Genomic DNA, 25,413 nt, shown 5'->3' with positions numbered 1-25,413 from the left:
AAACTCTTCATTGTCAATATTTTTATTGTACTTTGTTCTGTTTGTCTTGCTCCGAAATGATTCTTGCTTCAGATTTATTAGTGTATCTCTACCTAAGTAAAGGTCGTAATTGACGGTTAGGTCTTCTTTTCCCTAAACGTTTGTTACTACACTTCTGTTTGTCAATATCAATTATCTCAAAGATCTCTCAAAGTCAAACTACCCGCGTCACCGCAAGGCCGTTCGTTTCTTTTGCGAGTGCAAAGGTAGGGAAAAATCACCTAAACTTCCAAATACACACGCAAATTCATACGACGACAAGGCGCTTTCCCCTCCATTCGCGCGCGTACATTATATATATGCGATCAGGAAAAGGCTCTGATATTTCTTCCGCCCCATACACCTCACCCCACACTTAAGCGGAAGACGGAGCATACACCGCGCGGCCTTCATCCGCCGATCTCTTCGGATGAGACTTTGCCTTAGAGTCCTGCACTCTATTTAGGGAGCTAAGGTATCGCATGCCCAGCTCCCCGATGTACCTCTCCGAAGAGATACGCAAGCCCTTCGCCTTATCGCGCGTATTCCTCTTATCCTGCGAAGGGAAAAGCATCGTTCGCGTGAAGGAAAAAGCGCCTTCCCATAGTGCTCTTCCTCTGTCTATGTACGTAGTCTTAAAGACTAGGCAGGTAAATCCAAATATCCACGTACGTAGATATTAGAGCCACGTACGTGGATCAAGCTTACCAGCCACTCGTCCGCAACTTTTATTCCTACGCGGAGCAACAACCTAATAGAGGTCACTTCACAAAGCTATATAGGAAGCAGTCCAAAGCTATATAGCATTCTTCGCCATCCTATATAGGTCGTCATCGCGACCTATATAGCTTCGTTGTCGGACCAATATAGGTCAACCCGACGACCAATATAGGTTCACACCACCCTCACATATAGATGTACCCACCTTTCGGAGATCTCCGCACACCCTCTTCTCCACGAAAAGCCCCCATAGAGAAGCAAATACCTATCGGTAGGTATTGCACTGTCAGTCAAAAAGTCGTAACATTGCAGTACCATTTGACAACGCAAGTTGCCCGCTGTTCCTAACCGAAAAACAAAGAGTCATGAGACAGAAGACCCAACCACAGCAGCTACACACGGACTACCCATCCGAATGTACCACCATCATCGTCGGACGCCAGCACACCTCCGATGGCTCTATGATCGTCGCACGTAGCGAGGACTGGAACGCCGTCCTGGCGAAGAACCTTGAGATCTACGAAGACACCGACCATGGTCCCGAGCGCTTCGTTGCTCTCGACAGCCCCTTCCGCTGCGACCTCCCCAAGCGAGCTCTTGGCTACTCCGCCCTTGCTCCCTACCACCTCCACGGTCACTGGGGAAGTGCTGGCTTCAACAGCGTCGGCGTCGGCATGAGTGCTACCGAAAGCATCTTCAGTAGCGACCGCGCCCTCGAAGCCGACCCCCTCGTACCCGACGGCGTCGCAGAGAACTCCGTCTTCAACATCGTCCTGCCCTACATCCACTCCGCTCGCGAAGGTGTCGAACGCCTCGGCTCGCTCATCGAGATGCACGGGGTGGCCGAAGGCTTCGGCGTCGGCTTCGTCGACAGCCACGAGATCTGGTACCTTGAGACTGCCTCGGGGCACCGCTGGCTCGCTACCCGCATCCCCGAAGATCAGTACTTCGTCACGGGGAACCAGAGCCGCTTCCGCAAGTACGACCCCAAGGATCACGCGAACTATCTGGCTTCGGACGACCTCATTGAGTTCGCCATCCAGCACGGCTTGTACGACCCTGCGCGTGGCGAGTTCGACTTCCACGAGGCTTACATCCGCGATGTCAAGCTCGACACGACCTACAACTACCCCCGCGTATGGGGCCTGCAGGCACAGCTGAGCCCATCGATCAAGAACGACGTGACGAAGAACACCTTCCCCGTCTTCGCCCAAGCTGCCGAGCCCATCTCCATCAGCCGCCTCAGACAGCTCTTCCGCTTCCACTACGACGGCACGGACCACGACCCCTACCTCCATCAGAACCCCAAGGAAGTCTACCGCCCCGTCTCCATCTTCCGCACCACGCAGACCCACCTCCTACAGGTACGCCCCGAGCTTCCTCAGGCTATCGGATGCGTCAACTATGTGGCGCTCGGGATGGCTGACCTCAGCGTCTTCCTCCCCCTCTACGAAGGCATCCGCTCCTACCCCAAGGCTTATACGAAGGGGACGAACGAGTCTTCACACGAGTCTGCCTACTGGAAGTTCCGCAAGGTCCAGGCGCTCGGCATGGTCGACTACAACCGCTATGCCCCCATCATCAAGAAGGTCTACGCTGACTTCGAAGCTGAGACCGACCAGCGTCAGCGCGAGATGGAAGAGCAGTATCTGGCTATCTACCAGACGCAGCCCCTGCATGCGCGCGACCTCCTGCAAGCCTTCTCCGACCACGTCCTTCGCTCAGCCCTCGAGGTCACTGACCAGCTCATCGAGACGCTCTTCACGCACCTGACGATCGACATCCAGGCCGAATACGAGTTCCACGGCGCTTAGTAGCTGAGGCACGATAAGCAATGAGCCGCCCTCTGCCAGCAGTGCAGAGGGCGGCTCTTTCGCTTGTATAAGGGTACCCAAAGGTACCGCACGAGCTACAGCAGGGGGGTTAGTTACCTGAAGCAGAAGACTTCAGGACAGACGTAGCCAGCTCAGAGATGCTCCGTTGCTGCTCAAGGAGGGTTGACCTCTTCTCGCTCTGCAGCTTGATTTCGGCGCGGGCATCCTTGAGCTTCTTGGCCTTGTTGGCCTTATCCCTGCGCACCATTTCAATCTGCTGCTGGAGGGGAACAATGAGTTCATCAATAAGAGTCTCTTGAATAGAGGTTATTCTCTTCTCCAATAACTCCATCAGTTGCTGTCGCATCGGGGCAAAATCCATTGCAGTTTGGATATCATCGGGTTGGTCCACGAGCTCTTTTCGGACTTCCCGTCCCCTGCCCCCGAATAGAGCATTGACGCCCTTGAATACACCCACCAATGGGAAGAGCGATGCAATCGCCACGTCTGCGAAGAAGCCGAAACTTGAGTCTCCAAAGCCACAGACCCTCTGATCTATACTGAAATGGTGATCCTTATCCTCGGCTCCAAGCAAACGTGACAAGCTCTTGATTAAGTCCTTCACATCCACATCATCAGGGAGATAACGCTCCAAGATATCTTCAACGTCAACTTTGAAGTCTTGCAGCTCGCGATTCCCCTTAGTTCTCATCTTGTTCAAGGTAGCGTTCTGTAGCCGTGGAAGGGTTCTATTCTCCAACGTAAAGAACTTACTTTGAATATCCGAGCCTGCTGCATCTTTGCCCATTCCAAAGTAATTGATCTTCTTAGCCCTATCTTTAGATGCCCTAATCACATCATCCAGGGCATCCTCAGCCTTTGTCTTAAAGGTATAGGTCTCTTCTCTAATGAGCTCCTTCAGAGACTCGTGGAGGGAATCAATCTTACGATTCAGCTTCCGCTCTGCTTTAGCTAACTGATCTTCGCGATCCTCCAGTTCGTCGTCAGGCATTTCTAAGACCTTCACCTGGCTCTCGGCTAGAGTCAGAGCATTCTGAATATCACTGAGAAGTTTATTCCCTGCAGCCTGAATCATATTGACTGGCTTGCGCAAGAGGATCTCCACCTTATCTCGCTCGATGACATCGCGGACAGCCTCATTGAGCGACTCTACAAGGCTACGCTCATATAGCTCAGACTGCGAACTGATCTCAAAGGTCTCGCAGTATCTCTTGTAGTGAAACATAAGATTTTCATCCTTAGATATACGGCTCATTGGGAGCTTGGAGAGCAGAGCCATCTCCGCAGAGAAGGGGATAGGATGTGTCTCCTGCACAAGCTCTATGATGGCTTCATCTTGGACTTCATACGCAGCTTGTCGCAGGGCTTGCTCCGTGTTTTGGGTGATTCCCGCTGGAGTCTCGCCCTGAGCTACGATGGTATCGTACTTATTGACCCCGACGAGGATCTTGCCGATACCACAGTTACGGACATCCTTGAATAGGATATCGCGGTCACTTGCGTCGAAGGCACGACCTGCATAGAGGAGCAAGAGCGATACATCCGCCTGCTTGAGAAATTGGCGTGTACGCTCCTCACGGGACACGATCGGGTCATTGAATCCCGGGGTATCAACTATCTCCACCCCCTTGAGGTACTCCAGGGGATAGTACAGCGTGACCGCCTTGGTGATAGCGATATACTTCCCATCAGCACCGACATAGTCGATGAGATTGGAGAAGCTGTCTTCCTTTGTCTTCCCCAAAAAGCTATTGATCTGGGATATTTTCCCAGCCTTGGCGACCAGCTCCTGAGCCGCCTTGATCTTAGATCCTTGAGCGGTCGACTCCTGTCCTTCCTCTATGGGAAGCTGTGCCGTATTACGGAGCTCTGCCCATTCATCTGGGGTATAGAACTCCGCCACGAGCTTCTTCTCTGGCCCGTAGGTGATGTAGGAGAGCGAAGCGGTCATCGGACTGGTCGCTGCAGGCAGGATAGTATCTCCGAAGATGAAGGTGTTGAGGAAGGTTGATTTCCCCGCCTTCATCTGCCCGATTACACCTATCGTCAGCTTTTGCTCCTCGGCACGCTTGATCTCGGCCTTCAGCGTGGAGTCATCGATCCAGCCATATTCCTTAGCTCGCTGGAGGAGCTGTAGGAGTCGCTGCTTGCGCTCCCAAATTTCTTTGAGTAGATCCATTGTTATTTGATTTGATGGGTATTATCTATGTAGTTGGCTCAGTTGGTCTATTTGCTCACGGAGCTGAGTGAATCGATTCTGTAGTCCTTCCAGATCGGCAAGTATCGACCGACACGTGTCAGCCTCGTCTTCTATACTTAGGATGTTTGACACAGCCTCCTTAATACCCTCGACATTCCCCCTTAGTATATCAGGGGCTTCCTTGCTCAGTACCTTCAGCTTCTCCTCCAGATCCCTGTACTCTAAGACATCCATCTCAAAGCAATCAGAGCTAAAGAAGTGCGTCTCGAAGTGAGGTATCCCAGCAGCTTCCTCCGCCAGTTCGGCTACCGTATCGAGGTTATTACTAAAAGTCGTCTCAAGCTCGCTCAAGTCTTGGTGATACTGATGTTGCTTGTCATCATACTCTTTCTTGATGTCCATCTGCTCATCGATCAGCTCTTGAATACGCTGTGAGAAGGCTTCAAGCAAGCCCAAACTACTGCTTGAGCCCAGCGTAGAGAAGACCTGATGCAGCTCATCCAGGGGAGTTTTCATCCCCATATAGATGAAGCCCTTCACCTCGAGCTTCTCTTTGCTACAGGTCGCACGAATGGCCTGCTCGGCCTGCTTCACCTCTGACGGAGACTTGGTATCGACCTTGTTGATGATGATATAGAGAGGCTTGTGCAGGTACTGGCGGATGACACAAATGGAGCGCGTATTGAGCGTGCCACTATTCACATCGACGACCCAAAAGAGGGCATCACACTCGTTGATGACCTCCATCGTACGCTGCTCATCCACCTCATCCTGAGAACTAAACCCAGGGGTATCTAAGATGCTCAGTCGCTCTAAGCCCTTGTTGGCATAAGCCATCACGAAGTATTTGATCATCGAGGAGATGCCACCGACTTCCTCCAGCACCTCCTTACTGACCCTACGGAAGGTATCCTCCGAGATCTCCTTGAGGATGGAGTCAGGCGTATAGAAGCGATACGTAGCTTTACCACCGCCTTTACGCCCAGAGATATAAGTCGGGATGGCCGTCGTTGCCTTGGAGCTCACGGGGAGCTGGATGGCGTGAGGGTCTCCATCCTGGAGGAGTCGGTTCACGATACTCGTCTTCCCTGCGCTGAACTCCCCGATAAAAGCCACCTTGGCCTTACCTTGGATCCAGCTCTTAGCACACTCAGACTGCCACATCGAGAGGTCACGCTCCCCTTCATCCGTGAGCGTGATGTACGCGCGACATTCATCGGAGTGAATGAAGGAGACGATCTCTTCGACCTTCTGCTCCAGCTCGGAGCGTTCGGAAGTGACCTGAGCTGTCAGCACCTCTCGTACGAACGATAAGGCTTGCCCTCGGCAATTGGCTCGGTCCGTCGTCTCGTCAAGGGTCTCTTGCAGAGAGGAAAGTTGCTTCTCCTTCGCCGAGACTTTCTCCTCTGCTTCCTTCGCCTTTTCAGCCTCACGCTTTTCAGCCTCACGCTTATCACGCTTGAGTTTATCCTCGAGCTCTTCGTTTTCTTCTTCGGCCTTCTCCAGAGCTTTCTTCGTTCGTGCCAGGCGTGCCGTCAGCTCTTCCACCTTTGCTTGAAGGGCTGAGTCTGCTTGCGGAGTCGAAGAAGGAGTTACTACCCGCTCCGTTTCTTCGGCTGGCGCAGGAGAGGCTTCGCTCTCTTTATCCGTGGCGAAGAGTGAGCTTCCTTCAAAGAGTGACAAGGATTGATCTTGGGTAGAGGTATCTTCCTTTGGCTTACCTTTCCCAAACCAACGTAGTATAAAGTCAAACATAGATCGGAATAATGATCCCCCCAGCCCAAGCTCTACGAGATAGGATAGGCTGGGGGGATGGATTAGATTAGTGCTGTTGCTTCAACTCCTGCAGCTCCTTATTCAGCAGCTCACAAGCTTCTTTGTATTCAGCCAAGTCACGGAGGGCAGTCGTATGCTCTTCCTTAAGGCGACGGAGTTGCTTCTTCGTTTGGTCAAGCTCTTCCTCGATATCATCGTGGTCGCCTTCCAAGCTACGCGCTTCCTGCTTTGACCTCTGCAAGCGGCTATTCAGCTCTTCGATACGCTGATCTTGAGTCTTGAGTCGCTCACGCAGCCGCTCGATCTCTTTCGAAGCCATTTCCTGTGCTTCGGGAGAAGGCGTACCTACGCCATCGCTTGGCTTTGCTGGGAGAACCTTATCCTTGAGAATAGCACCGACGACTAGTCCAATACCGATTCCAATAAGTGCTTCTGTCATATTCTTAGTCTTTTCCATTAGTTATCACTTAGCAAGAGAAGGTAGCCAGATACTGATCCTTCTCCTTCATCGCCTTGATCTCAGCCTCATACTTTGCTTGTTCTTGTTCCTGCTGGGCTTGTAGCTGGGAGAGGGCTTCACGCTTCTCACCAACGAGGGTAGCAGCTTCGGCATTCATTTGCTCGGCGATGAGACGGAGGGATTCGGAGAGGTAGTTGCGCAAGTCCGCCTCGAAGTTGGGCAAGATCTGCGCATCCAAGAAGTGCTCTACGGCAGCTTCACGGCGGGGCTTACTGAAGAACTCAGTCGCTTTACCTACCAAACCTTCGATAAAGCCACGCTCCTTCTCTGCTGCAGAGGAGACTACCGAAGATATCTGGTGTCCCTTCTGAATAAAGCTCCCAGCCTTACTCATCACATTCATCATACGCATCATCTTGGTGGTCTTAACGGCCGTCGTGGCCACAGCTGCAACTTCCCCGACCTCGAGGGCAGCACCTGCGACACCAGCGGCACCAGCGGCGCCAGCAGCACCAGCGGTGCCAGCGCCTCCCAGCCCCAAGACACTGAATCCTCCTGTAGCAGCTACGCTAGCCACAGCAGCCGCAATAGCCAGCCCCTTAGCGATCCACCCAAACGCCTTATCATTTTCGTGTCCAACCGAATCAAAGTCCTCCATCTGGATAGCATTCGCCTGTTCGCCCAGCTGACTCAAGTCTATGGTCTCCGCCGAAGGGAGCTGAACGTGTATATCACGACTTGAGGCATTCACCTCACGGATAGTAGTAGCCACCTGACGAGTGAAGTTCTGCAAGAGGATGGTCTTGACGTTAATAACCTCCGCCTTGATTGCATCATTGTAAGAAATTCCCTTCTTCGAGAGGATGCCATTGAGCGAAGACCACAGCTGGGTACGCAGACTGCTCTGTGTCTCATCGACCTTGTCCGAGAGCTTCTCTTCGACGCGCTCCATCAGCTGACGGATATTACTCTGCAGGCGCTCCAGCTCACGCTCTTGGGCACGCACAGCCTCCTTCAATTCCTTGGGAGAGGAGCTGGAGCGAAGGATTTCGGCGATGAAGGAGCGTAGTTCGCCGATCAGTTCCTTGGTACGTAGGGCATCGACCTTCGCAATGATCTGCATCTTCTGCCCCTGGATCTTCGTAAGGAGTTGCTGCAGTTCGCTGACGCCACCCGTAGAAGCCGATGTGCATACTATAGAATCAATAGGGAGGTCGATATCACGGGCAATCCCCGCCTTGAGATCTTGCAGTTCACCCGTCGACTTCGTATCCGTTTTATTCAGTATCAGATAGATTGGCTTCTCGGCTAAGCGCATTTCCTTCACGAAAGCCAGCAAACTACGCGTGATGGGCTGATTGGCATCCACAGTAAGTAAGATGGCATCGACACGGGGGAGGATACTAATCAAGACTTCGCGGTGCTTCGGATCTGGAGAAGAGAGCCCAGGAGTATCGACGAAGATGATATCCTTGGGCACCTTCGTCGAGGTGTCAAAGAGATTGACGGTAGGGTACTTCAGCAGCTCTTCATTCTTCATTGAATCCAGCTGTAGCTCGACGCTTTCACCCTCTGCGGTGAGGGCGACGGCCTTATTCTCAGTAGAGCCGAAGAAGATCTGATAGAGGGTAGCGGTCGTAGGGCGAGAAGCGATCTCCAGCACCTTGCTATCGGTCAGCGCATTGATGAGACTCGTCTTACCCGCACTGAACTCCCCGATGAGAGGGAGAATAAGCTGAGCTGAAGGATTCTGTGTGCGCTCGTCGATAGCTCGTAGTCGCTCTGCGATGCTCTTTTGCTCAAGCGATTCGGCGATCTCGATGATGCGATTGAGTGATTCCATAGGGAAGGGTATCTATTAGTTGTGAGACATTATATCTACTACTCGGCTGGGGTAGTCAGCATTCTTAAGGCATACTCCACGTAGCCACGGTGCTTATACTCGTCGTGGGTATTGTGAGGGACGATGTAGGCGAAGCCCGCGAGGTCTTCGTGAATGACTCCATTGAGAGCATTGCCGATGAAGTTGCGACCTGTGCGGGCACTCAGATGGTAGCGCTCACAGAGAGCCGTCTCCACCAGGGCATAATTGATATCACGAATGGTGCGGGGGGTGACATCAGCCACGCGCACCCCCTGACGGCTTAGGCTCTCTCTATATTCGGAGATTGAGGGGAGGCGCAAGACAAACTCCCCAAGGCGGAGATCGGAGAAGTCCACTTCGCCCTGCAGGAGGGTTTTCCTCCACGGATGCTGCGCGAGTCGGCGATGAGTCACCTCTATATCCTGGCGGATCAGTACGGTGGCCTGTGCTTTCTCAGGATCGGTACCGACCCAGGTCTCCAGCAGCTCTGGATAGTCGTAGGGGCGTGACTGGAGGTGGAGGCGCGTGCGTCGCTCGCTATTGATCCCGTAGCCATTGGAGGGGATCTCCTCCCAATAGCCAGCTGGAAGGGTTTCTATCGTGCGCTCGGTCTGGCGGAGATATTCCGCAAAAGCTTGTTGGTCTGCTGTCATCATCTTAATTACTTATGTTCTGAGGGTGATGTAAAGAGGTTGCTATAATCTCTCTACTGCCTGGATATAGGGACAGTAAGAGTCCTACCCTATTCGCTCGGAATAGGGTTCGTGCTGGATATAATTAGGGTGTTTAGGGAATTTATAAGGAGAGTCTGCGACGCAGACTCTCCTTACGGGTACCCGTAAGTTCGTCGACGCTCGCTATATAAACAGACTCTTGACTCATAGACTTGTGTTCTGATTCGTCTTAGCAAAGATAAGACTATAAATGCATCAACGCATTTGCCCTCAAAAAGCATATAGTCCTACCTGCTACTCGTACTTAATCCTTCGTACCTTCTGTTGGATGAGTTGCTCGTACCAGTCTTTATCCTTGAAGTCGGGATTAGCTCCAGGTGTCCGGTAGGATAGGAATACCTCGATCACTTCCTCCCCTTTGTTGCTACGCAATATATCGCGCACATACTCCAGTGCTGTAGGCTTGAGCGCAAAGACATTGTATCGAAGCTCGCTTAGATTGCATCGATTAGGGAGCTTGATCGTATGAATATGAGGCGAATAACAGACATCCAGCGTGTAGAGCTTTGTACTATGGCTCAGGTCAATGCTCTGCAAGGCTCCGCTATAAGTACAGGCGAAGGTCTCGAGATCGTGCGCCCCACTCAAGTCCAGATGAGTGCCTCTATATTCACGTAGCTTCAGGTCGGTCAGCATACATCTCTTGGGTAAGCGAAGCTCCTCTATCTTTTGGTACTGTAGATACCTCAGATGAGGGCAATGGCTCACATCGAGTCGGAGAGTATCGAGGAATACCGAACGCTCCCTGGTCTTCAAGCCGATGAAGTGCGCCCCTTCCTGGAGCTCCAGACATAGGGTGAAGTGAATACCTCCACCTTGGTTGTAGCTCGGGTAGCTATGCGTCAGCTGTAGACTCTGGGTATAGTTCTGGCAGATCTTAGCAGGAGCATCCCCCCAAGTGACACGGATGTAGGTATTCGGATCAGCCTCTACCTCTATATCGACATACGATCCACCCCACCCAGGCGAGGTCTCAAAGTCAATACGGATACACTCCGATTGAGGGCCAAAATAGGTATCTAAGGGCTGGTTCATAAGGCTCTACTTTATCGATAACGGCTCATCATAGCGGCTACTTCTTCCTGCATCTGATTGCGTAGGGATACAGGGGCGATCACCTCCAGCTCACTCCCATACGAGAGGAGTGCCTGCAGGAAATCATACGTAGGCTTTAGATAGAGTTCGAAAACACTATACTCCTCATCCTCGGATAAGAGTCTCTGGCTATGATGTAGAGGAAGTGACTTGAGATAGCAGGCTTGAGAGGAGGTGACGCGTATCAAGATGCGCTCAGCCTCTACCGAGGCATCAATGATCGTCCCATAGCAATCCTCGAAGAAGGTCTCCGCATCAAAGTCTGGGCTTAGCTGGAACTTTGTCTCAGTAAGCACAACCTCCTCCATCCTATCAAGGGAATAGAGGAGCAGATAGGGCATATCTGAGGCCTTTGCCAAGAGGTACCATCTCTGCTTAAAGAGCTTAAGTGCATAGGGCTCGAGTATCGAGATGCGCGACGACGCACTTGTGTAGCGTCGGTACTTGACTTGGATGCAGCGACTGGCCTTCATCGCCCGAATGATATCCGACAGGTAGGTCTCGCTCGAGGGAATATCCTCCAAGAGGATACGCTCATTCAAGCTCATACTACGCGACAGCTGTTGATTGAGCGATGCCGTGCGCAGGAGCCAGCTACGGATACCCCCCTCATTGAGCACCTCCGCATTGGCTATATAATAGTTATATCCACCTGTACGCTGGCAGTCAATACAGATACCGAAGAGCTCCTCTGTCGCGATACGCCACTTATGGAAGGTACGCTGCGACAGCTCTACCCCCTCACTCAGATCAGAGTCGAGCCATTTGCTTTGGATCTCCTTCAGTGAGATCTCCCCAGCCCTCTGTATCGTCTCAACGAGCCAGACATACTTGTTCATTAGATTGATTCCCATAGCTGTGTCATCTATTACTTCGGCAAAGATAGCACCAACATATGCCCTTTCAGTTCATAGGTTATACTTCTTTAGCAGATCTTTCTCTACAGATTAGGAGACGCAGCTATAGAAAGACGGCATCAAAACACAGGTTTTGATGCCGTCTTAAAGCTAAAAAAGGGGAAAGAAGTTGGGCTACCAGAGCTCCTCCCAGCGGCGGAAGTGGCCGAGGAGGTAGTGCGGCGTCTTCGGCAGATGCGTGAACGGCACGCCTTGGATGCGCCAGTAGTTCTCTTGGTTCGTCGGGGGGACGACGCGGTCGTCTTCGCCGATGAAGGCTTTGCTCCACAGACCGAAAGCTGCGGGCTTAGGCAGCGGGCGGGGCTGATCGCGGTCGACGGTGAAGGGGCGGACGAACTCATCATAGAGCGCCTCCGTAGAGCGCTGGCGCACCTCCTCATAGAGGTGGCGGTAGGTCTTACCACCGAGCATGTGCCGGTCGAAGCGCTCACGATTCTCCTCCGTCAGCCCCTCGAGGGTCTTGTGGAAGAAGGCTTCGGGGATACCCACGGCATCATCGACTTGGTAGCCTGTGCCTGCAAGCGCCGTACCCGAGACGACACGACTGCGGAGCTCCTCGTGCTTAGCGAAGAAGCGGTCGGCTGCCCAGATACCCATCGACCAAGCGACGAGGCGGATCTCACGATAGGGCGAGAAGTCGAAGTCCAGCGCATCGGTGCGGTAGTCCCAGAGAAGTAGGAGATCCTGCCCCTCGGGGAGGCCGAGGTGCTCTACGGCGATGGGGCTGAGTGCCCAGCCATTGAAGTAGAGGACGAGGCGATCGGTAGGCTCCGAAGCGGGGCGGAAGAGCTGCTCCATCGCTTAGTCTTCGTCTGAGTCGTCAGTCTCGAGCACCAGCATCTCGTGGTAGTCGCTCCAGTCGGGGTCCTCCTCGCAGTGGATCTCAAGCGGAAGCGTGGGATAAGGTGCGAGGCATTCATTCAGACGCTCACCAAAGGTAGGGAGGTGACGCGTGTAGAAGGTCCAGTCCTTCTGCCCACCGCCGGTATAGTTGCCCGTGAGGATGGCGAGCTTGTCCCGCTCCATGATCCGTCGGAGCTTGGGCTCAATGTCTTCGATGAGACGGGCAGTCTCTTCGTCGGGCATCCCATCGGGCTCGGCGGTGTAAGGCCATGCAATATCCACACGCACACGGAGCTTGCCGCTCTCGAAGAACTGAGTGAGGCCCTTGCGGACCGTCAGGAGGACTATCGCCCCACCCTCGGTATGGCTCACGCTGGTGAACCAGTCATCGGTAAGTATCATATATATGTAAGTCGTTTCTTCCCCCCAAAGGTACGCAATCTCCGTCCCTTAGCCTCCCCAGCACCATCAACCCACGACGCCCCCTCTCCTCATCACCAAAGCCCCTCCCCGATATGCCCCTCCGAAGTGATACGCAAGCCCTTCGCCCTATCGCAAGTATTCCTCTTATCCAGCGGAGGAAAAAGCGTCGTTCTCGTGAAGAAAAAAGCGCCTTCACATAGTGCTTTTCCTATGTCTACGCACGTAGTCTTAAAGACCAGGCACGTCAGTCCAAATATCCACGCACGTAGATATTAGAGCCACGTACGTAGTCCAAACTTTTCTGCCACTCGTCCACAACTTTTATCCCTGCGCAGAGCAACAACCTCATATAGGTCACTTCACAAAAGCTATATAGGGATCAGTACAAAGCTATATAGCTTCGCACCGAAAGCTATATAGGAATCAGGCCAAAGATATATAGCTTTCTTCGCCATACTATATAGCTCTACACGACGCACCTATTCCACGGCCATTATTTTGTACATTCGTAGCGGAATACCACATCAGTATATGTTGCTGGGAGTGGTATAATCTTCATCCAACGGGTTTGATACTATGAAGAGCGAGCACGAACTTCATCACCTTCTTAGATAGCCCAGCTGACATTAATTCTTCCACCTCTCATGCATCGGACAGTGAAGCGAATACTCTGTGGCATTGGGGTAGCACTTGCCATCCTCGTCATCGCAGCAGGCGGCCTCTATCTCACGGGGTACCTCCAAGTCTACGGGCTCACATCAGGCTACCAGTACTTAGACCGCGAAGAGCGAGCAAGGATCGTCTTCTCACGGAATAAGCTCCGTGACCTCGACGAGACCCTCGATAGGGTACATCGAGAGGGAAAGATCCTCTGCGTCAATGGTACCGAGCTCCGAGCTGCACTCGCCTCCAAGCCTAAGGCCTTGGTCTACATCTTTACCGACGGCTGCACCTCAAGCGCGTGTCTTCCCCTGAGTACCATAGGGGCGTATGCGCATAAGATCGGTGCAGAGCCCTACTATGTAGCCATTGACCTCACGCCTGGACTTCTGAAGCGCACCGAGCCTATTCTAAGTATCGACTACACGCACTACGGGACGAAGTGGCACGACAGCTTCTACAAAGCCTTCGTCAAGGATCTCACGGGGCGCTCGACCGACGAGGAGCACTTCAACTTAGTTCTCTTCGAGAAGGGGCGAGTAGCGAGCATCTTCTCTACGGAGAAGCTACTCCAGCAACCATAGCTCACTGCCACTATAAGGGCAGTAAGAGTAGCTTCAACAAAGGAGCTATCGCGGGGTACCTCAATGGGGTGCCCCGCGACGCTTCTATAGGGATGAGGGACGATCCTTCCCAGCACATAGAGCGCCCCAATGGGGCTGCCGGAGGCGAGGCACTGCGAAGGACTTTTAGAAATACGGGGCTTTTTCGGGATAATATTTTAGGATGGGGCGTAGACTTATTAAGATATTGGGGGAAAAGCTATATATTTGCCTCTAACTCAACATAGCAGCATCAATGTATTTCGACGAACTAGATCTTGAGGACGAAGTGCTGGATGGGCTCGAAGCGATGAACTTCTTCGAGACCACACCCGTACAAGAGGCCACCATCCCCCTTCTCCTCGAACGCCGCGATATGATCGCTTGTGCCCAGACGGGTACAGGTAAGACCGCGGCTTATCTCCTGCCCATCATCAACCGACTGAGCCGTGGCGAGGGCGACCCTAAGAAGGTCAATGCCGTCATCATGGCTCCGACCCGTGAGCTCGCCATCCAGATCGAGCAGCAGGTCGAGGGCTTCGCCTACTTCCTCCCCGTCTCCTCAGTAGCTATCTACGGCGGTACGGACGGGATCGCCTGGGAGCAGCAGCGCCGCGGTATGGCTCTCGGGGCGGAGATCGTCATCGCCACGCCAGGGCGTCTCCTGGCCCTGATGAACCTCCAGCAGGCAGACCTCTCGGGAGTGACGTACTTCGTGCTCGACGAGGCTGACCGCATGCTCGATATGGGCTTCCAGGAGGACATCATGCAGATCAACAGTGCGCTGCCAAAGGACTGCCAGCGCGTGATGTTCTCGGCGACGATGCCACCGAAGATCAAGAAGTTCGCCCGCACGATCCTGCACGACCCCGCCGAGGTTGAGCTGGCGATCTCCCGCCCGCCCGAGAGCATCGTGCAGTCCGCCTATGTCTGCTATGAGCGCCAGAAGCTGCCCATCCTGACGCAGCTCTTCCGCGAAACACCCCCTACACGTACGATCATCTTCTCCAGCTCCAAGCTCAAGGTCAAGGAGCTGACGGCTGCCCTCTCACGCCTGAATATCCGCGTCGAGCAGATGCACTCCGACCTGACGCAGGAGAAGCGCGAAGAGGTCATGAAGAACTTTAAGTCGGGCAATATCGATCTGCTCGTCGCCACCGACGTCGTGGCGCGCGGTATCGATATCGACAACATCCGCATGGTGATCAACTATGACATCCCCCACGACCCCGAGGACTATGTACACCGCATCGGTCGTACGGCCCGTGGTGGCAACGATGAGGGGCTGGCGATCACCTTCGTCAGCGAGAAGGAACAGCCTGGCTTCGGACGCATTGAAGACTTCCTCGAAAAGGAAATCTATAAGATCCCAGTAGATGAGGCCTTCGGCCCCACACCCGCCTACGACCCAAGCCGTCGCCCCGAGCGCGGTGGCCGTGGTAGCTCTTCTCCCCGCGGGGGGCAAGGCAACAAGGGCGGTGGTCGCGGACGTGGCCGCAGCTCACAGCAGGGCCAGCGCCCCGAAGGCAAAAGCGACGCCCCCAAGGGTGAAGGCGCAGCCCAGGGTGCACGTAAGAAGAAGCGCCCCAACAACCGCCGCAAGTCTCAGGGATCTACGCCACCTAAAGGCGAAGCCTAAATAGCTCACCTCAGTACCAGACTCCACATGACACCCAAACTACTTGACGACCTCAGCCAGGAGACCAAGAAGGGGCTACACAAGCTCCGTGTGATCAATTACCTGCTGCGCAACAAGACGGCCACGATGACGGACATAGCCAAGGAGCTATACGTCAGCGTCCCCACAGCTTCTAAGATCCTCCAAGACCTCCAAGACGGAGGCTGCATCCAGAGCCAAGGTAAGCTGGAGATCGGCGTCGGGCGCTTCCCCCTACTCTTCGGGCTCAACCCCGACGGGGGCTACTTCATCGGCGTAGATATCAAGCGCTCGGGCATGCACATCGGTCTGATCAACCTGCAGAGCGAGCTGATATGCGCGGACTACGACCTGCCCTACACGCTTGAGAATACCCCCGAGGCCCTCGAGACGATCTGCCGTGAGATCCGTGGCTTCATCACGCGCCACGGCATCCAGCCCAAGGAGATCCTGAACATCAACGTCAACCTCCCTGGGCGCATCAACCCCGTCACGGGTCACAGCTATAGCCTCTTCAACTTCTTCGGCGACCGTCCGCTCTCCGAGATCCTCAGCAGCAAGCTCGCCCTGCGCGTCTCGATCGACAACGACACGCGCGGTATGGCCTTCGGGGAGTTCACTGCGGGCTGCACTAAGGATATGGAGGTCAACTCCGTCCTCTATGTGAATATCAGCTGGGGTCTCGGTCTCGGTATCATCCAGGACAAACAGATCTACTTCGGTAAGTCGGGCTTCTCAGGGGAGTTCGGCCATATCTCCGTCTTCGACAACCAGATCCTCTGCCACTGCGGTAAGAAGGGTTGCCTCGAGACCGAGGTCAGCGGTCAGGCTATGTGCCGTAAGATCCAGGAGCGCATTCGTGCTGGTGAGAGCTCCGTCCTCTCATCCATCGTCCACTCGGGCCGTGAGCTCCGTATGTCTGACCTCATCAGCGCCTGCGCTCAGGAGGATATGCTCTGCCTGCAGGTCCTCAGCGAGCTGGGCCGTGAGCTCGGTAAGCAGGTAGCGAACCTCATCAACGTCTTCAACCCCGAGCTCGTCATCATCGGTGGTAGCCTTGCTGATGCCTCCGGCTACCTCACCCAGCAGGTCGAGGCCTCGGTACGCATCTATTCGATGAGCGTCGTGACGCGCGATACGCAGATCCGTACGGCTACGCTCGGCGACCGCGCTGGGCTCATCGGTGCCTGCATGCTCGCTCGCTCTCGCCGCTTCGCAGAGCCCTCGAAGTAAAAGCCGCTCGCACAACATACACTATGCTAAAAGCGCTCGCCCCAGCGATCCATACGGGATCGCTGGGGCGAGCGCTTTTAGCGTACCTATATTATATAGGGGATGCTACGGGCTATACCTTAGCGGCGGCTGTGCGTGATGAGCTGCATGAATTCCTCACGCGTCTTAGCCTCGCGGAAGGCACCGGTGAAGTCACTGGTCGTGGTGAAGGAATTCTGCTTCTCTACGCCACGCATCTGCATGCACATGTGCTGTGCCTCGATGACGACGATGACGCCGAGGGGATTGAGTGCCTCTTGGATACAGTCCTTGATCTGCGTCGTCAGACGCTCCTGTACCTGCAGGCGACGGGCGAAGACGTCGACGATGCGGGGGAGCTTTGAGAGCCCCGTGATGTAGCCGTTGGGGATATAGCCGATGTGAACCTTACCGAAGAAGGGCAGCATGTGGTGCTCACAGAGCGAGTAGAAGTCGATATCCTTGACGATAACCATCTGACGATACTCCTCACGGAACATCGCCGAGCGGAGGATCTCCTTCGGGTCTTTGTGAGCACCTGAGGTGAGGAAGCGCATGGCCTTGGCGACGCGCTCGGGTGTCTTCACCAGGCCCTCACGCTCGGGATCTTCGCCCAGCAGGCGGAGGATCTCGTGGTAGTGGTGGCGCAGAGCGGCTTCGGTAGCCTCTTCACTCTCAGAGACGAAGGTGAGTGTCGACGGATCGGGGAGGCTATTCTTCTGAGGCATGGGGTTCGGTGTAGTTGAGGATGCGGACCTTCTCACGGACTACATAGGACTCACGGCCCCAAGCAGGCAGAGCGACCATAAGGCGAGCGCGAGCCGAGCGAGCTTCTTCCTGTGAGGTGAAGTTACCGACGGTCAGGCGCCAGAAAGGAGCGCGGAAGGTGATGTAGCTACTGAGCGTGGGGGCGACGCGGCGAATAGCTTCGGCACGAGCATAAGCCTCGCTCTTAGCGTTGGGGAGGTTGCTGTTGAAGACCTGGACACGGTAGCCGTAGAGGATGGAATAGTTGCCATCACGAGCCAGCACCGAGGAGCCACGGGGAGCGGGAGCGCTGCCGATGACACCACGGAGGTCGGGGTCTTGGATGATCGTCACGAAGCCCTCACCGGGATTGATCTGCTCGAGGGCTTCGAGGATATTGCGTGGTCTTAGCTTCTCAGGTGCGGTCTGCGCCGAGAGAGTCGCGGCGAAGGTGAGGCACGTGACGAGGAGCGCAAGCGTGAGCTGAATGCGTCTGAGCATAGGAGTTTCGCTGAGGGGTTGGGGAGCGTGTGAGGAAAGGAGTTAGCCACCCCCTCACAGGGAAGGGGTGGCTAAAGAGGGAGGGAGCGTTAGTTGAACGCTTCGATGATGGGGAGGAACTTCTCTACGCTGAGTGAAGCGCCACCGATGAGACCACCGTCGACGTCGGGCTGAGAGAAGAGTTCCTTAGCGTTAGCAGCATTGCAGCTACCACCGTAGAGGATCGTGCAGTCTTCAGCGACCTGAGCACCATACTTCTTAGCGATGAGGCTACGGATGTGAGCGTGGATCTCCTGAGCCTGAGCCGAGGAAGCTGTGAGGCCCGTACCGATAGCCCAGACGGGTTCGTAAGCGAGGACGACCTTACCGAAGTCTTCAGCAGAGAGAGAGAATACGGCTTCTTCGAGCTGCTGCTCTACGACTTCGAAGTGCTTGCCAGCTTCGCGCTCTTCCTTGACTTCGCCGATGCAGAAGATAGGAGCGAGGCCTTCAGCGAGAGCAAGACGTACCTTATCCGTGAGGATAGCACCGTCTTCGTGGTAGTAAGCACGACGCTCAGAGTGGCCGAGGATGACGTAGCGTGCACCCGTCGAAGCGACCTGTGCAGCAGAGACTTCACCCGTGTAAGCACCTTCAGCCTTGTCAGCGCAGTTCTCAGCAGCGATAGCTATGGGGCTACCTTCAGCTTCCTTAGCGATAGATGCGAGGTGGATGAAGGGGGCACCGATGATGACGTCACAGTGGAGGGACTTGCCAGCGAGGGCAGCCTTGAGTTCGCCGATGAAGGAGATCCCTTCGCTGAGGGTCTTGTTCATCTTCCAGTTACCGGCGACGATATTCTTTCTCATTGTTACTTTGATAAAGAGGATTATTTGGTTAAATGTAAACGCTTCTTGATGTGCAGATGGACGGTGAGGTGGAGCTTTCTCGCCCAAAAGCGGAGGAAGGCTAAGAGCAGCAGTGCAGCCCACGCCCAGAGGAGGTAGGTGCGCGTCACAGAGGGGCCGTGAGGCTGCATCTGGGGCAGGCTACGGAGGTAAGTGCTGACGCCCTCGACGGAGGGGAAGTCAGCGTAGGCGCGCTTATCGATGATCTTACCGTCACGCAGGACGACGAGCCCTGGCTGTGAGCGGATGATGGTACGTATCGGAGTGGCATCGAGCTGGAGCATCGGATAGGAGGCTCCTGTAAGATAACGCCACTGAGCTATTTCTTCGCTCGTCGAGGCGGTGACGCCATAGAAGGGATAGCCTAAGCGGCTGGCCTCTTCGTGGAGTTCGCTGATCTCGTCAAGCACGGCTTGGCTCGCCGTACGCCACGAGGGAGAGAGGAGAAGGAGCGTGATCCCCTGGGAGTCGAGGAGCGTCGAGATGACGGGCTCACCCAGACTATCGATGGGATTGAAGTCGTAGCGAGGCTTGTAGCTTGCCAGGTCTGCTTCCTGACGCGCCTCTACAAAGGTCCACGTGCTATCGGGGAGGGCCGAGGCTTCGAAAGCCTTCGTCTTGCCATCCTTTGAGTAGATGTACTTCGTAGCGCCGAGGAGCACACGTTGCAGAGAGGCTTCTTCCTTTGCGATGGCCTCACGGAGGTTCGTCCCTACGGCATAGGGGCGGAAGTCAATGTAAGGCAGGTGACGGTAGTTCTCCGCCATGAAGTAGATAATCCCGACGACAGCGAGCACAGCAGGCACCCAGCGCTCACGGCGCGAATAGAGGTGGCGTAGCGCTCGGGCATCACGCAGGACGAGGATGGAGAGCGGGAGGAGAACGACGTTCTTAAGGAAGCTCTCCAGGTGGGTCAGCTGGATCGCATCACCGAAGCAACCGCAGTCGGAGATGGGGTTAGCGATGAGCGTGTAGAGCGTCACGGCCGTCATCACCAGCATGAAGAGCACGGAGAGACGAGCGCAGAACTTGCGGTACACCCCCATAAGCAGGAAAGCCCCGAGCAGGAACTCGGAGCCACACAGCACGAAGGAAAGCGCCAGCGTAATAGTCTCGGCACCCGCTGAAGCAGGGCTGAGAATCGGGGTGAGATACTGCGAGATCTTCAGCGCGGTACCCACGGGATCGACGGCCTTCAGAAGGCCAGAGGCCACGAAGACGAGCCCTACGATGACGCGGGCTACTTCGGCGAGGGTATGACGCACATGGATCACGCGGCGGGGAGGGTAAGCTTGATGAGGCAGAAGATGGCGTAGTTCACCATATCCATATAGTTAGCTTCGACGCCCTCCGAGACGAAGGTCTCGCCCTGCAGATCCTCGATCTGCTTGGTGCGATGGATCTTCGAGAGGATGAGGTCAGTCATCGAGGTCACCCGCATATTACGCCACACCTCACCGTAGTCGTGGTTCTTGGCGAGCATCAGCTGCAGGGTCTTCTCCGCACAGCGATCATAGGCCTCGAGAGCCTCCTCCACGCTCATATCTGGGCTGGAGACAGCGCCACGCTCGAGCTGGATCATGCCGATGAGCCCGTAGTTGACGATGCCGATGAACTCAGGCTCGATGCCCTCGTCGACGGCAGCATGCCCGCGCATCTGGATACCACGGATGCGCTCAGCCTTGATATAGATCTGATCTGTGAGGGACTCTGGGCGGAGGATACGCCACGCCGCACCGTAGTCGTGGAGCTTCTTCGCGAAGAGCTCCCGACAGGTACGGAGGATGGTACGGCACTCCTGCTCGGTGCTATTGATACGGGCTTCCATAGAGCTACAAAGTTAGTCTACTTTGCCTTATCCACGATTTCGTCGAGCAGAGCGAAGTCGAGGACCTCGGTGATCTCGTCCACATAGTGGAAGTTCAGCCCCTCGAGATAGTGCTCGTTGATCTCAAGGATATCCTTCTCGTTCTCACGGCAGAGGATGATATCCGTGATGCCTGAGCGCTTAGCGGCAAGGATCTTCTCCTTGATACCACCGACAGGAAGGACCTTACCACGCAGGGTGATCTCCCCAGTCATCGCCAGGTGGGCACGCACACGGCGGCGGGTCATAGCGGAGACGAGTGAGGTAACCATCGTGATACCTGCGCTGGGGCCATCCTTGGGGATAGCGCCCTCGGGTACGTGGATGTGGATCTCTTGATCCTTGAGCGTCTCGAGGTCGATACCGAGCTGGGTAGCGTGAGCACGGATGTAGCTGAGAGCAAGGGTGGCAGACTCCTTCATCACATCACCGAGGCTACCGGTGAGGATGAGCTTACCCGACTGCCCTGGCTGAAGGCTGCTCTCGACGAAGAGGATCTCCCCACCGACGCTGGTCCAAGCCAGACCAACGACGACACCAGCGTGCTCGTTGCCCTGATACTTATCGCGCGAATAGACGGTCTTGCCGAGGTACTCACGTACGAGCTCGGGGGTGATGGACTCGGGGAGCTGCTCCTCAGCTGCGGTAGCCCAAGCGAGCTTACGCATGACGGCAGCGATCTGCTTCGTCAGGGAGCGCACACCGCTCTCACGGGTGTACTCCTCGATGATGAGATCGAGGGCACCAGGGGCGAAGTGGATGTCCTCCACCTTGAGCCCGTGCTCCTTGGCTTCCTTGGGTACGAGGTGCTGCTCGGCGATCTTCAGCTTCTCCTCTGCGATGTAGCCTGTGACTTCGATGAGCTCCATACGGTCACGCAGGGCGGAGGGGATGGTGGAGATATTATTCGCCGTAGCGATGAAGAGGACCTTCGAGAGGTCGTAGTCGATATCGAGATAGTTATCGTGGAAGGCGGTATTCTGCTCGGGGTCGAGGACTTCCAAGAGAGCCGATGCGGGATCGCCCTTGTGGTCGTCAGCGAGCTTATCGATCTCGTCGAGAACGAAGACGGGGTTCGACGTGCCAGCCTTCTGCAGGCTCTGGATGATACGGCCGCTCATCGCACCGATATAGGTACGGCGGTGACCACGGATCTCAGCCTCGTCATGCACCCCACCGAGGGAGATACGCACATACTTACGGCCGAGGCTCTCTGCGATGCTACGCCCGAGGGAGGTCTTACCTACCCCTGGAGGGCCATAGAGGCAGAGGATGGGGGACTTCATATCGCCCTTGAGCTTCAGCACCGCCAGGTGCTCGAGGATACGCTCCTTGACGCGGTCGAGGCCATAGTGCTCGCGGTCAAGGATCTCCTTCGCCCCCTTGAGATCGAAGTTATCCTGACTGAAGACACCCCAAGGCAGCTCGAGGATGGTGCGTAGATACTGCATCTGGATCGAGAAGTCGGGGCTCTGCGGATTGAGGCGTTCAGCCTTGCGAAGCTCCTTCTCATAGATCTCAGCGACAGCTTCGCTCCAGAGCTTTTCCTTACCCTTCTTGCGAAGCTCTTCGATCTCGTCATCGGCGCTGGGGCCAGTGCCAAGCTCCTCCTGGATGGTACGCATCTGCTGCTGGAGGAAGTACTCACGCTGCTGCTGATCCATCTCACGGCGTGTGCGATTGAGGATCTCCTCACGCAGCGAGGACTCAGAGATCTGGTCATGCAGACGACCGAGCACATAGACAGCACGGTCGTAGATACTATCCATCTCGAGGAGTTTCTGACGGTCCTCCATGCTGAGCTGAAGGAGTGAGCCTGCCAGATGAACGATATAGGCGCGATTCTTCAGCCCACGGATCGTGTCGCGGAAGCCATTGGGGGCATTCGGCGCCAGACGATCCAAGAGCCCTAAGAGACGCTCATGAATGAGCTCCACCGTCACCTTGTACTCCTCTTCCTTATCTGCTGCGGGGAGGCTATCCTCGAGCAGGTGGACACGACCCATGAGATAGGGATCGTCCATGGTCAGGTGCTGGAGACTGAAGCGCTGACGACCACGAAGGATGGCAGAGAGCTCACCCGTGGGCAGCTCGACGATCTGGGAGACCTCGACGATAGTACCTACCGTGAAGAGGTCGCTGAGCTGGGGGTCCTCGACATTGGCGTCACGCTGGGTGACGACACCGAAGCAGCGCTCACGTATCTCTGACTGTCGGATGACCTGCATCGACTTCCTGCGGCCCACGAGGATGGGCACCACCGTACCTGGGAAGATGGACATATTGCGCAGGGCGATGAGGGGGAACTCCTTCGCCTCTTCCTCGGGCTTCAGTGCGAAGGTCTCATCCTCCTCGTAGGTACCCAATATGGGCAGGGACAGTGCTTGCAGTTCTTCGGGTGACATTTCGTCAGATTTATTTTGTTTGCTCATTCTATGTGTAGAGGTGTGGAGGCGGTCGTCGGGGCATATTCCCCTACCGCCTATATCTAAATTACAGCTACTACTCGCCTCGTAACTCTGCGGTGTGTAGCCCGATAGCAGCCACCCCACTGAGGGGGATGGTATCCAGCGGACGCACCTCCAGAGAGAAGAGGCCTGTGTAGGGAGCTTGCAAAGGGCGTGCCAAAGGCAGGACGAACTCGTGGTACAGCGCCCCTGGGCGCTTCCAATCTCCAGCCGTCACAGCGAAGTCTACCTGCAGCGTGTCGCGCCGCAGGATCGTCTCATCCTGTCGGAGCCGTACCTCCATACGCGCTCGAGGGCGGTCGAGACGGCTATCCATACGCAGGACGATCTCACCAGTGAAGGTCGTCGTGCGATCGGGGAAGAGGAGATCAAAGCTATAGGTCGTGCGGGGCTTCCACACGCCACCAGCGGGCTGCTCGAAGGCATAGTACTCCCTCGCTCCACCCGTCTCCTGCTGACACCCCACGAGGGGGAGAAGGAGGGAGAGGCCGAGGAGTGCACACCGTAGTGGACGCCCTATATAGTAATGTAGTGAAGGGGTGCGCATCTATCCCTTGTCTTCGCCTGAGGTCTCGGGACGTGGACGGCGGATACGCTGCTGCCCACCCTCACCGGTGGACTCCGTGCGAGGAGTGCGAGGGCTACGGAACTGCCGTACCTGTGGACGCTCTCCGCCATTGCCCCTACTCGCCTCATCACTGGGGCGAGCCGAGCGCTCACGGCGAGCGCCTTGGTCACCGCCACGACGGGCACCACGAGAGTCGCCACCACGGCGACCACCACGGCGCTCTCTGTCGAAGCGCGTCAGGCTGTTGTCGGCAAGGATATCGCTGGAGCGCGAGGAGCGACGCTCTTCGCCTGCGTCGGCCTCGAGGTGCTCGGGGCGCTCGCCACGGCGGTTGAGGCTGATGACCTCAAAGGCGCGCTCGGCGGAGATCGTCACCAGACGTACCGGCGCATTGCGCACCGTGCTATAGGTGACCTGACGCTGGAAGTGGTCGGTCTTGAAGTGATAGTAGCTGTCGGAGCTGGTCTCGAGGACGACCTCACGGTCGGGCAGGCTGCGCTGAGCTTCGGCATAGGCATTGACCTCGAAGTTCATACAGCACTTGATCTTCCCACACTGCCCCGTGAGCTTCTGCGGATTCATCGTGATATCCTGTACACGGGCAGCCCCCGTACTCACCGAGGAGAAGGTCGTCATCCAAGAGGAGCAGCAGAGCTGGCGGCCACAGGGGCCGATACCCCCGATGCGACCTGCCTCTTGGCGAGCACCGATCTGCTTCATCTCGATGCGCACGTGAAAGGTATCTGCGAGCACACGGATGAGCTGGCGGAAGTCCACACGCCCGTCAGCGATGTAGTAGAAGATCGCCTTGTTGCCATCACCCTGATATTCGACGTCCCCGATCTTCATATCGAGGCCCAGCGAAGAGGCGATCTGTCGAGCCTGGATCATCGTCGGCTCTTCACGGCGCTTGGCTTCCTCCCAGCGCTCGAGGTCACCAGGGCGGGCGACGCGGTAGACGTGGAGGAACTCCCCCTTGTCGGGGCGGTAGCGATGGTTCTTCATCGCCAGCTCAGCGAGCTTACCAGTGAGGGTCACCTCGCCGATATCGTGACCCGTCGTCGATTCGACGGCGACGATATCGCCTTTGTAGAGGTCGATCCGCTCGGTATTGAGATAGTAGCCCTTACGGGTATTCTTGAATTGCACTTCGACCAAGTCGGAGCTCTGCAGTGACTCGGGGATATCGTTCAGCCAGTCATAGGAGCTCATCTGGTTCCTGTCACAGCCTTCACAGCCTCCGGGGGTCATCGCACAGCAGCCGAGATTGGCCGTTGTGGTCTTATAGTCCATTGATTATCGTTTCGCTTGCGGGGGGAG

General features: G+C 55.6%; 21 protein-coding genes. 4 read left to right on the top strand and 17 right to left on the bottom strand.

Translation table 11 applies throughout. The features are described 5' to 3' along the window. Nucleotides 1-1,103: 1,103 nt before the first annotated feature. Complete coding sequence (locus KO088_RS03880; protein WP_215493648.1) at nt 1,104-2,552, top strand: C69 family dipeptidase; 1,449 nt, start codon at nt 1,104-1,106, stop codon at nt 2,550-2,552. A 109-nt stretch (nt 2,553-2,661) separates the two neighbouring features. On the opposite strand, the gene KO088_RS03875 is transcribed toward KO088_RS03880, so the two are convergent. From KO088_RS03875 to KO088_RS03835, 9 genes are all read right to left on the bottom strand, one after another. Next, nucleotides 2,662-4,752 (bottom strand): dynamin family protein, encoded by a 2,091-nt coding sequence (locus KO088_RS03875; protein ID WP_215493647.1) that lies wholly within the window; start codon nt 4,750-4,752, stop codon nt 2,662-2,664. A 21-nt stretch (nt 4,753-4,773) separates the two neighbouring features. Next, entirely contained in the window at nt 4,774-6,456 is a 1,683-nt protein-coding gene (locus KO088_RS03870) for a dynamin family protein (protein WP_215493646.1), read from the bottom strand. 139 nt (nt 6,457-6,595) lie between these two features. After that, nucleotides 6,596-6,988, bottom strand: coding sequence for a coiled-coil domain-containing protein (locus KO088_RS03865; protein WP_215493645.1), 393 nt, complete (start codon nt 6,986-6,988; stop codon nt 6,596-6,598). A gap of 28 nt (nt 6,989-7,016) precedes the next feature. Beyond that, entirely contained in the window at nt 7,017-8,852 is a 1,836-nt protein-coding gene (locus tag KO088_RS03860) for a dynamin family protein (RefSeq protein ID WP_215493644.1), read from the bottom strand. A 38-nt stretch (nt 8,853-8,890) separates the two neighbouring features. Then, a complete protein-coding gene (locus tag KO088_RS03855) occupies nt 8,891-9,526 on the bottom strand; it encodes a hypothetical protein (protein ID WP_215493643.1) in 636 nt (211 codons plus the stop codon). Nucleotides 9,527-9,841: 315 nt separating this feature from the next. Next, nucleotides 9,842-10,642, bottom strand: a complete 801-nt coding sequence (locus KO088_RS03850) for a hypothetical protein (protein ID WP_215493642.1) — start codon at nt 10,640-10,642, stop codon at nt 9,842-9,844. A gap of 11 nt (nt 10,643-10,653) precedes the next feature. Beyond that, entirely contained in the window at nt 10,654-11,556 is a 903-nt protein-coding gene (locus KO088_RS03845) for a helix-turn-helix transcriptional regulator (RefSeq protein ID WP_215493641.1), read from the bottom strand. 177 nt (nt 11,557-11,733) lie between these two features. Continuing rightward, the gene (locus tag KO088_RS03840) at nt 11,734-12,417 is read right to left on the bottom strand and encodes a pimeloyl-ACP methyl esterase BioG family protein (protein ID WP_215493640.1); all 684 of its coding nucleotides are present in this window, start codon (nt 12,415-12,417) and stop codon (nt 11,734-11,736) included. 3 nt (nt 12,418-12,420) lie between these two features. Further along, a complete protein-coding gene (locus KO088_RS03835; RefSeq protein ID WP_215493639.1) occupies nt 12,421-12,864 on the bottom strand; it encodes a DUF695 domain-containing protein in 444 nt (147 codons plus the stop codon). Nucleotides 12,865-13,541: 677 nt separating this feature from the next. Here KO088_RS03835 and KO088_RS03830 point away from each other — a divergent pair. The 3 genes from KO088_RS03830 (at nt 13,542) to KO088_RS03820 (ending at nt 17,037) form a co-directional block, all read left to right on the top strand. Continuing rightward, nucleotides 13,542-14,129, top strand: a complete 588-nt coding sequence (locus KO088_RS03830) for a hypothetical protein (protein WP_215493638.1) — start codon at nt 13,542-13,544, stop codon at nt 14,127-14,129. Between the two features lie 274 nt (nt 14,130-14,403). Continuing rightward, nucleotides 14,404-15,786, top strand: coding sequence for a DEAD/DEAH box helicase (locus KO088_RS03825; protein WP_215493637.1), 1,383 nt, complete (start codon nt 14,404-14,406; stop codon nt 15,784-15,786). A 27-nt stretch (nt 15,787-15,813) separates the two neighbouring features. After that, on the top strand, nt 15,814-17,037 hold the full coding sequence (locus tag KO088_RS03820; RefSeq protein ID WP_009433728.1) for an ROK family transcriptional regulator: 1,224 nt from the start codon (nt 15,814-15,816) through the stop codon (nt 17,035-17,037). A gap of 119 nt (nt 17,038-17,156) precedes the next feature. On the opposite strand, the gene folE is transcribed toward KO088_RS03820, so the two are convergent. The 8 genes from folE to KO088_RS03780 all read right to left on the bottom strand — a co-directional run bounded on the left by folE (nt 17,157) and on the right by KO088_RS03780 (nt 25,386). After that, nucleotides 17,157-17,783, bottom strand: a complete 627-nt coding sequence (gene folE / locus KO088_RS03815) for a GTP cyclohydrolase I FolE (protein ID WP_009432600.1) — start codon at nt 17,781-17,783, stop codon at nt 17,157-17,159. Further along, nucleotides 17,767-18,303: an SPOR domain-containing protein gene (locus KO088_RS03810; RefSeq protein ID WP_009432617.1), complete on the bottom strand. Its 537-nt coding sequence runs from the start codon at nt 18,301-18,303 to the stop codon at nt 17,767-17,769. Before KO088_RS03810 ends, folE begins: the two co-directional genes overlap by 17 nt. An 89-nt stretch (nt 18,304-18,392) precedes the next feature. Further along, nucleotides 18,393-19,151, bottom strand: a complete 759-nt coding sequence (gene tpiA / locus KO088_RS03805) for a triose-phosphate isomerase (protein WP_215493636.1) — start codon at nt 19,149-19,151, stop codon at nt 18,393-18,395. A 20-nt stretch (nt 19,152-19,171) separates the two neighbouring features. Beyond that, complete coding sequence (locus KO088_RS03800; RefSeq protein WP_215493635.1) at nt 19,172-20,455, bottom strand: BT_3928 family protein; 1,284 nt, start codon at nt 20,453-20,455, stop codon at nt 19,172-19,174. A 5-nt stretch (nt 20,456-20,460) separates the two neighbouring features. Next, on the bottom strand, nt 20,461-21,018 hold the full coding sequence (locus KO088_RS03795) for a DUF1599 domain-containing protein (protein ID WP_188807769.1): 558 nt from the start codon (nt 21,016-21,018) through the stop codon (nt 20,461-20,463). A gap of 17 nt (nt 21,019-21,035) precedes the next feature. Next, nucleotides 21,036-23,462, bottom strand: a complete 2,427-nt coding sequence (gene lon, locus KO088_RS03790; RefSeq protein WP_251419778.1) for an endopeptidase La — start codon at nt 23,460-23,462, stop codon at nt 21,036-21,038. Between the two features lie 97 nt (nt 23,463-23,559). Then, a complete protein-coding gene (locus KO088_RS03785; protein WP_215493633.1) occupies nt 23,560-24,072 on the bottom strand; it encodes a hypothetical protein in 513 nt (170 codons plus the stop codon). After that, the gene (locus KO088_RS03780; protein WP_421957757.1) at nt 24,073-25,386 is read right to left on the bottom strand and encodes a PSP1 domain-containing protein; all 1,314 of its coding nucleotides are present in this window, start codon (nt 25,384-25,386) and stop codon (nt 24,073-24,075) included. Between the last annotated feature and the right edge of the window lie 27 nt (nt 25,387-25,413).

Source organism: Porphyromonas bobii, assembly GCF_943169685.1.
Classification (GTDB): Bacteria; Bacteroidota; Bacteroidia; order Bacteroidales; family Porphyromonadaceae; genus Porphyromonas; species Porphyromonas pasteri.
This window is presented reverse-complemented; position numbering and strand designations above follow the sequence as displayed.

Bases quoted from the DNA above. Each gene is read 5' to 3' on its own strand.
- KO088_RS03825 (WP_215493637.1), top strand. From the start codon at position 14,404: ATGTATTTCGACGAACTAGATCTTGAGGACGAAGTGCTGGATGGGCTC.
- KO088_RS03860 (WP_215493644.1), bottom strand. From the start codon at position 8,852: ATGGAATCACTCAATCGCATCATCGAGATCGCCGAATCGCTTGAGCAA.
- KO088_RS03810 (WP_009432617.1), bottom strand. From the start codon at position 18,303: ATGCTCAGACGCATTCAGCTCACGCTTGCGCTCCTCGTCACGTGCCTC.
- KO088_RS03780 (WP_421957757.1), bottom strand. From the start codon at position 25,386: ATGGACTATAAGACCACAACGGCCAATCTCGGCTGCTGTGCGATGACC.
- KO088_RS03845 (WP_215493641.1), bottom strand. From the start codon at position 11,556: ATGGGAATCAATCTAATGAACAAGTATGTCTGGCTCGTTGAGACGATA.
- KO088_RS03785 (WP_215493633.1), bottom strand. From the start codon at position 24,072: ATGCGCACCCCTTCACTACATTACTATATAGGGCGTCCACTACGGTGT.
- tpiA (WP_215493636.1), bottom strand. From the start codon at position 19,151: ATGAGAAAGAATATCGTCGCCGGTAACTGGAAGATGAACAAGACCCTC.
- KO088_RS03795 (WP_188807769.1), bottom strand. From the start codon at position 21,018: ATGGAAGCCCGTATCAATAGCACCGAGCAGGAGTGCCGTACCATCCTC.
- folE (WP_009432600.1), bottom strand. From the start codon at position 17,783: ATGCCTCAGAAGAATAGCCTCCCCGATCCGTCGACACTCACCTTCGTC.
- KO088_RS03875 (WP_215493647.1), bottom strand. From the start codon at position 4,752: ATGGATCTACTCAAAGAAATTTGGGAGCGCAAGCAGCGACTCCTACAG.
- KO088_RS03850 (WP_215493642.1), bottom strand. From the start codon at position 10,642: ATGAACCAGCCCTTAGATACCTATTTTGGCCCTCAATCGGAGTGTATC.
- KO088_RS03835 (WP_215493639.1), bottom strand. From the start codon at position 12,864: ATGATACTTACCGATGACTGGTTCACCAGCGTGAGCCATACCGAGGGT.
- KO088_RS03840 (WP_215493640.1), bottom strand. From the start codon at position 12,417: ATGGAGCAGCTCTTCCGCCCCGCTTCGGAGCCTACCGATCGCCTCGTC.
- KO088_RS03865 (WP_215493645.1), bottom strand. From the start codon at position 6,988: ATGACAGAAGCACTTATTGGAATCGGTATTGGACTAGTCGTCGGTGCT.
- lon (WP_251419778.1), bottom strand. From the start codon at position 23,462: ATGTCACCCGAAGAACTGCAAGCACTGTCCCTGCCCATATTGGGTACC.
- KO088_RS03820 (WP_009433728.1), top strand. From the start codon at position 15,814: ATGACACCCAAACTACTTGACGACCTCAGCCAGGAGACCAAGAAGGGG.
- KO088_RS03880 (WP_215493648.1), top strand. From the start codon at position 1,104: ATGAGACAGAAGACCCAACCACAGCAGCTACACACGGACTACCCATCC.
- KO088_RS03855 (WP_215493643.1), bottom strand. From the start codon at position 9,526: ATGACAGCAGACCAACAAGCTTTTGCGGAATATCTCCGCCAGACCGAG.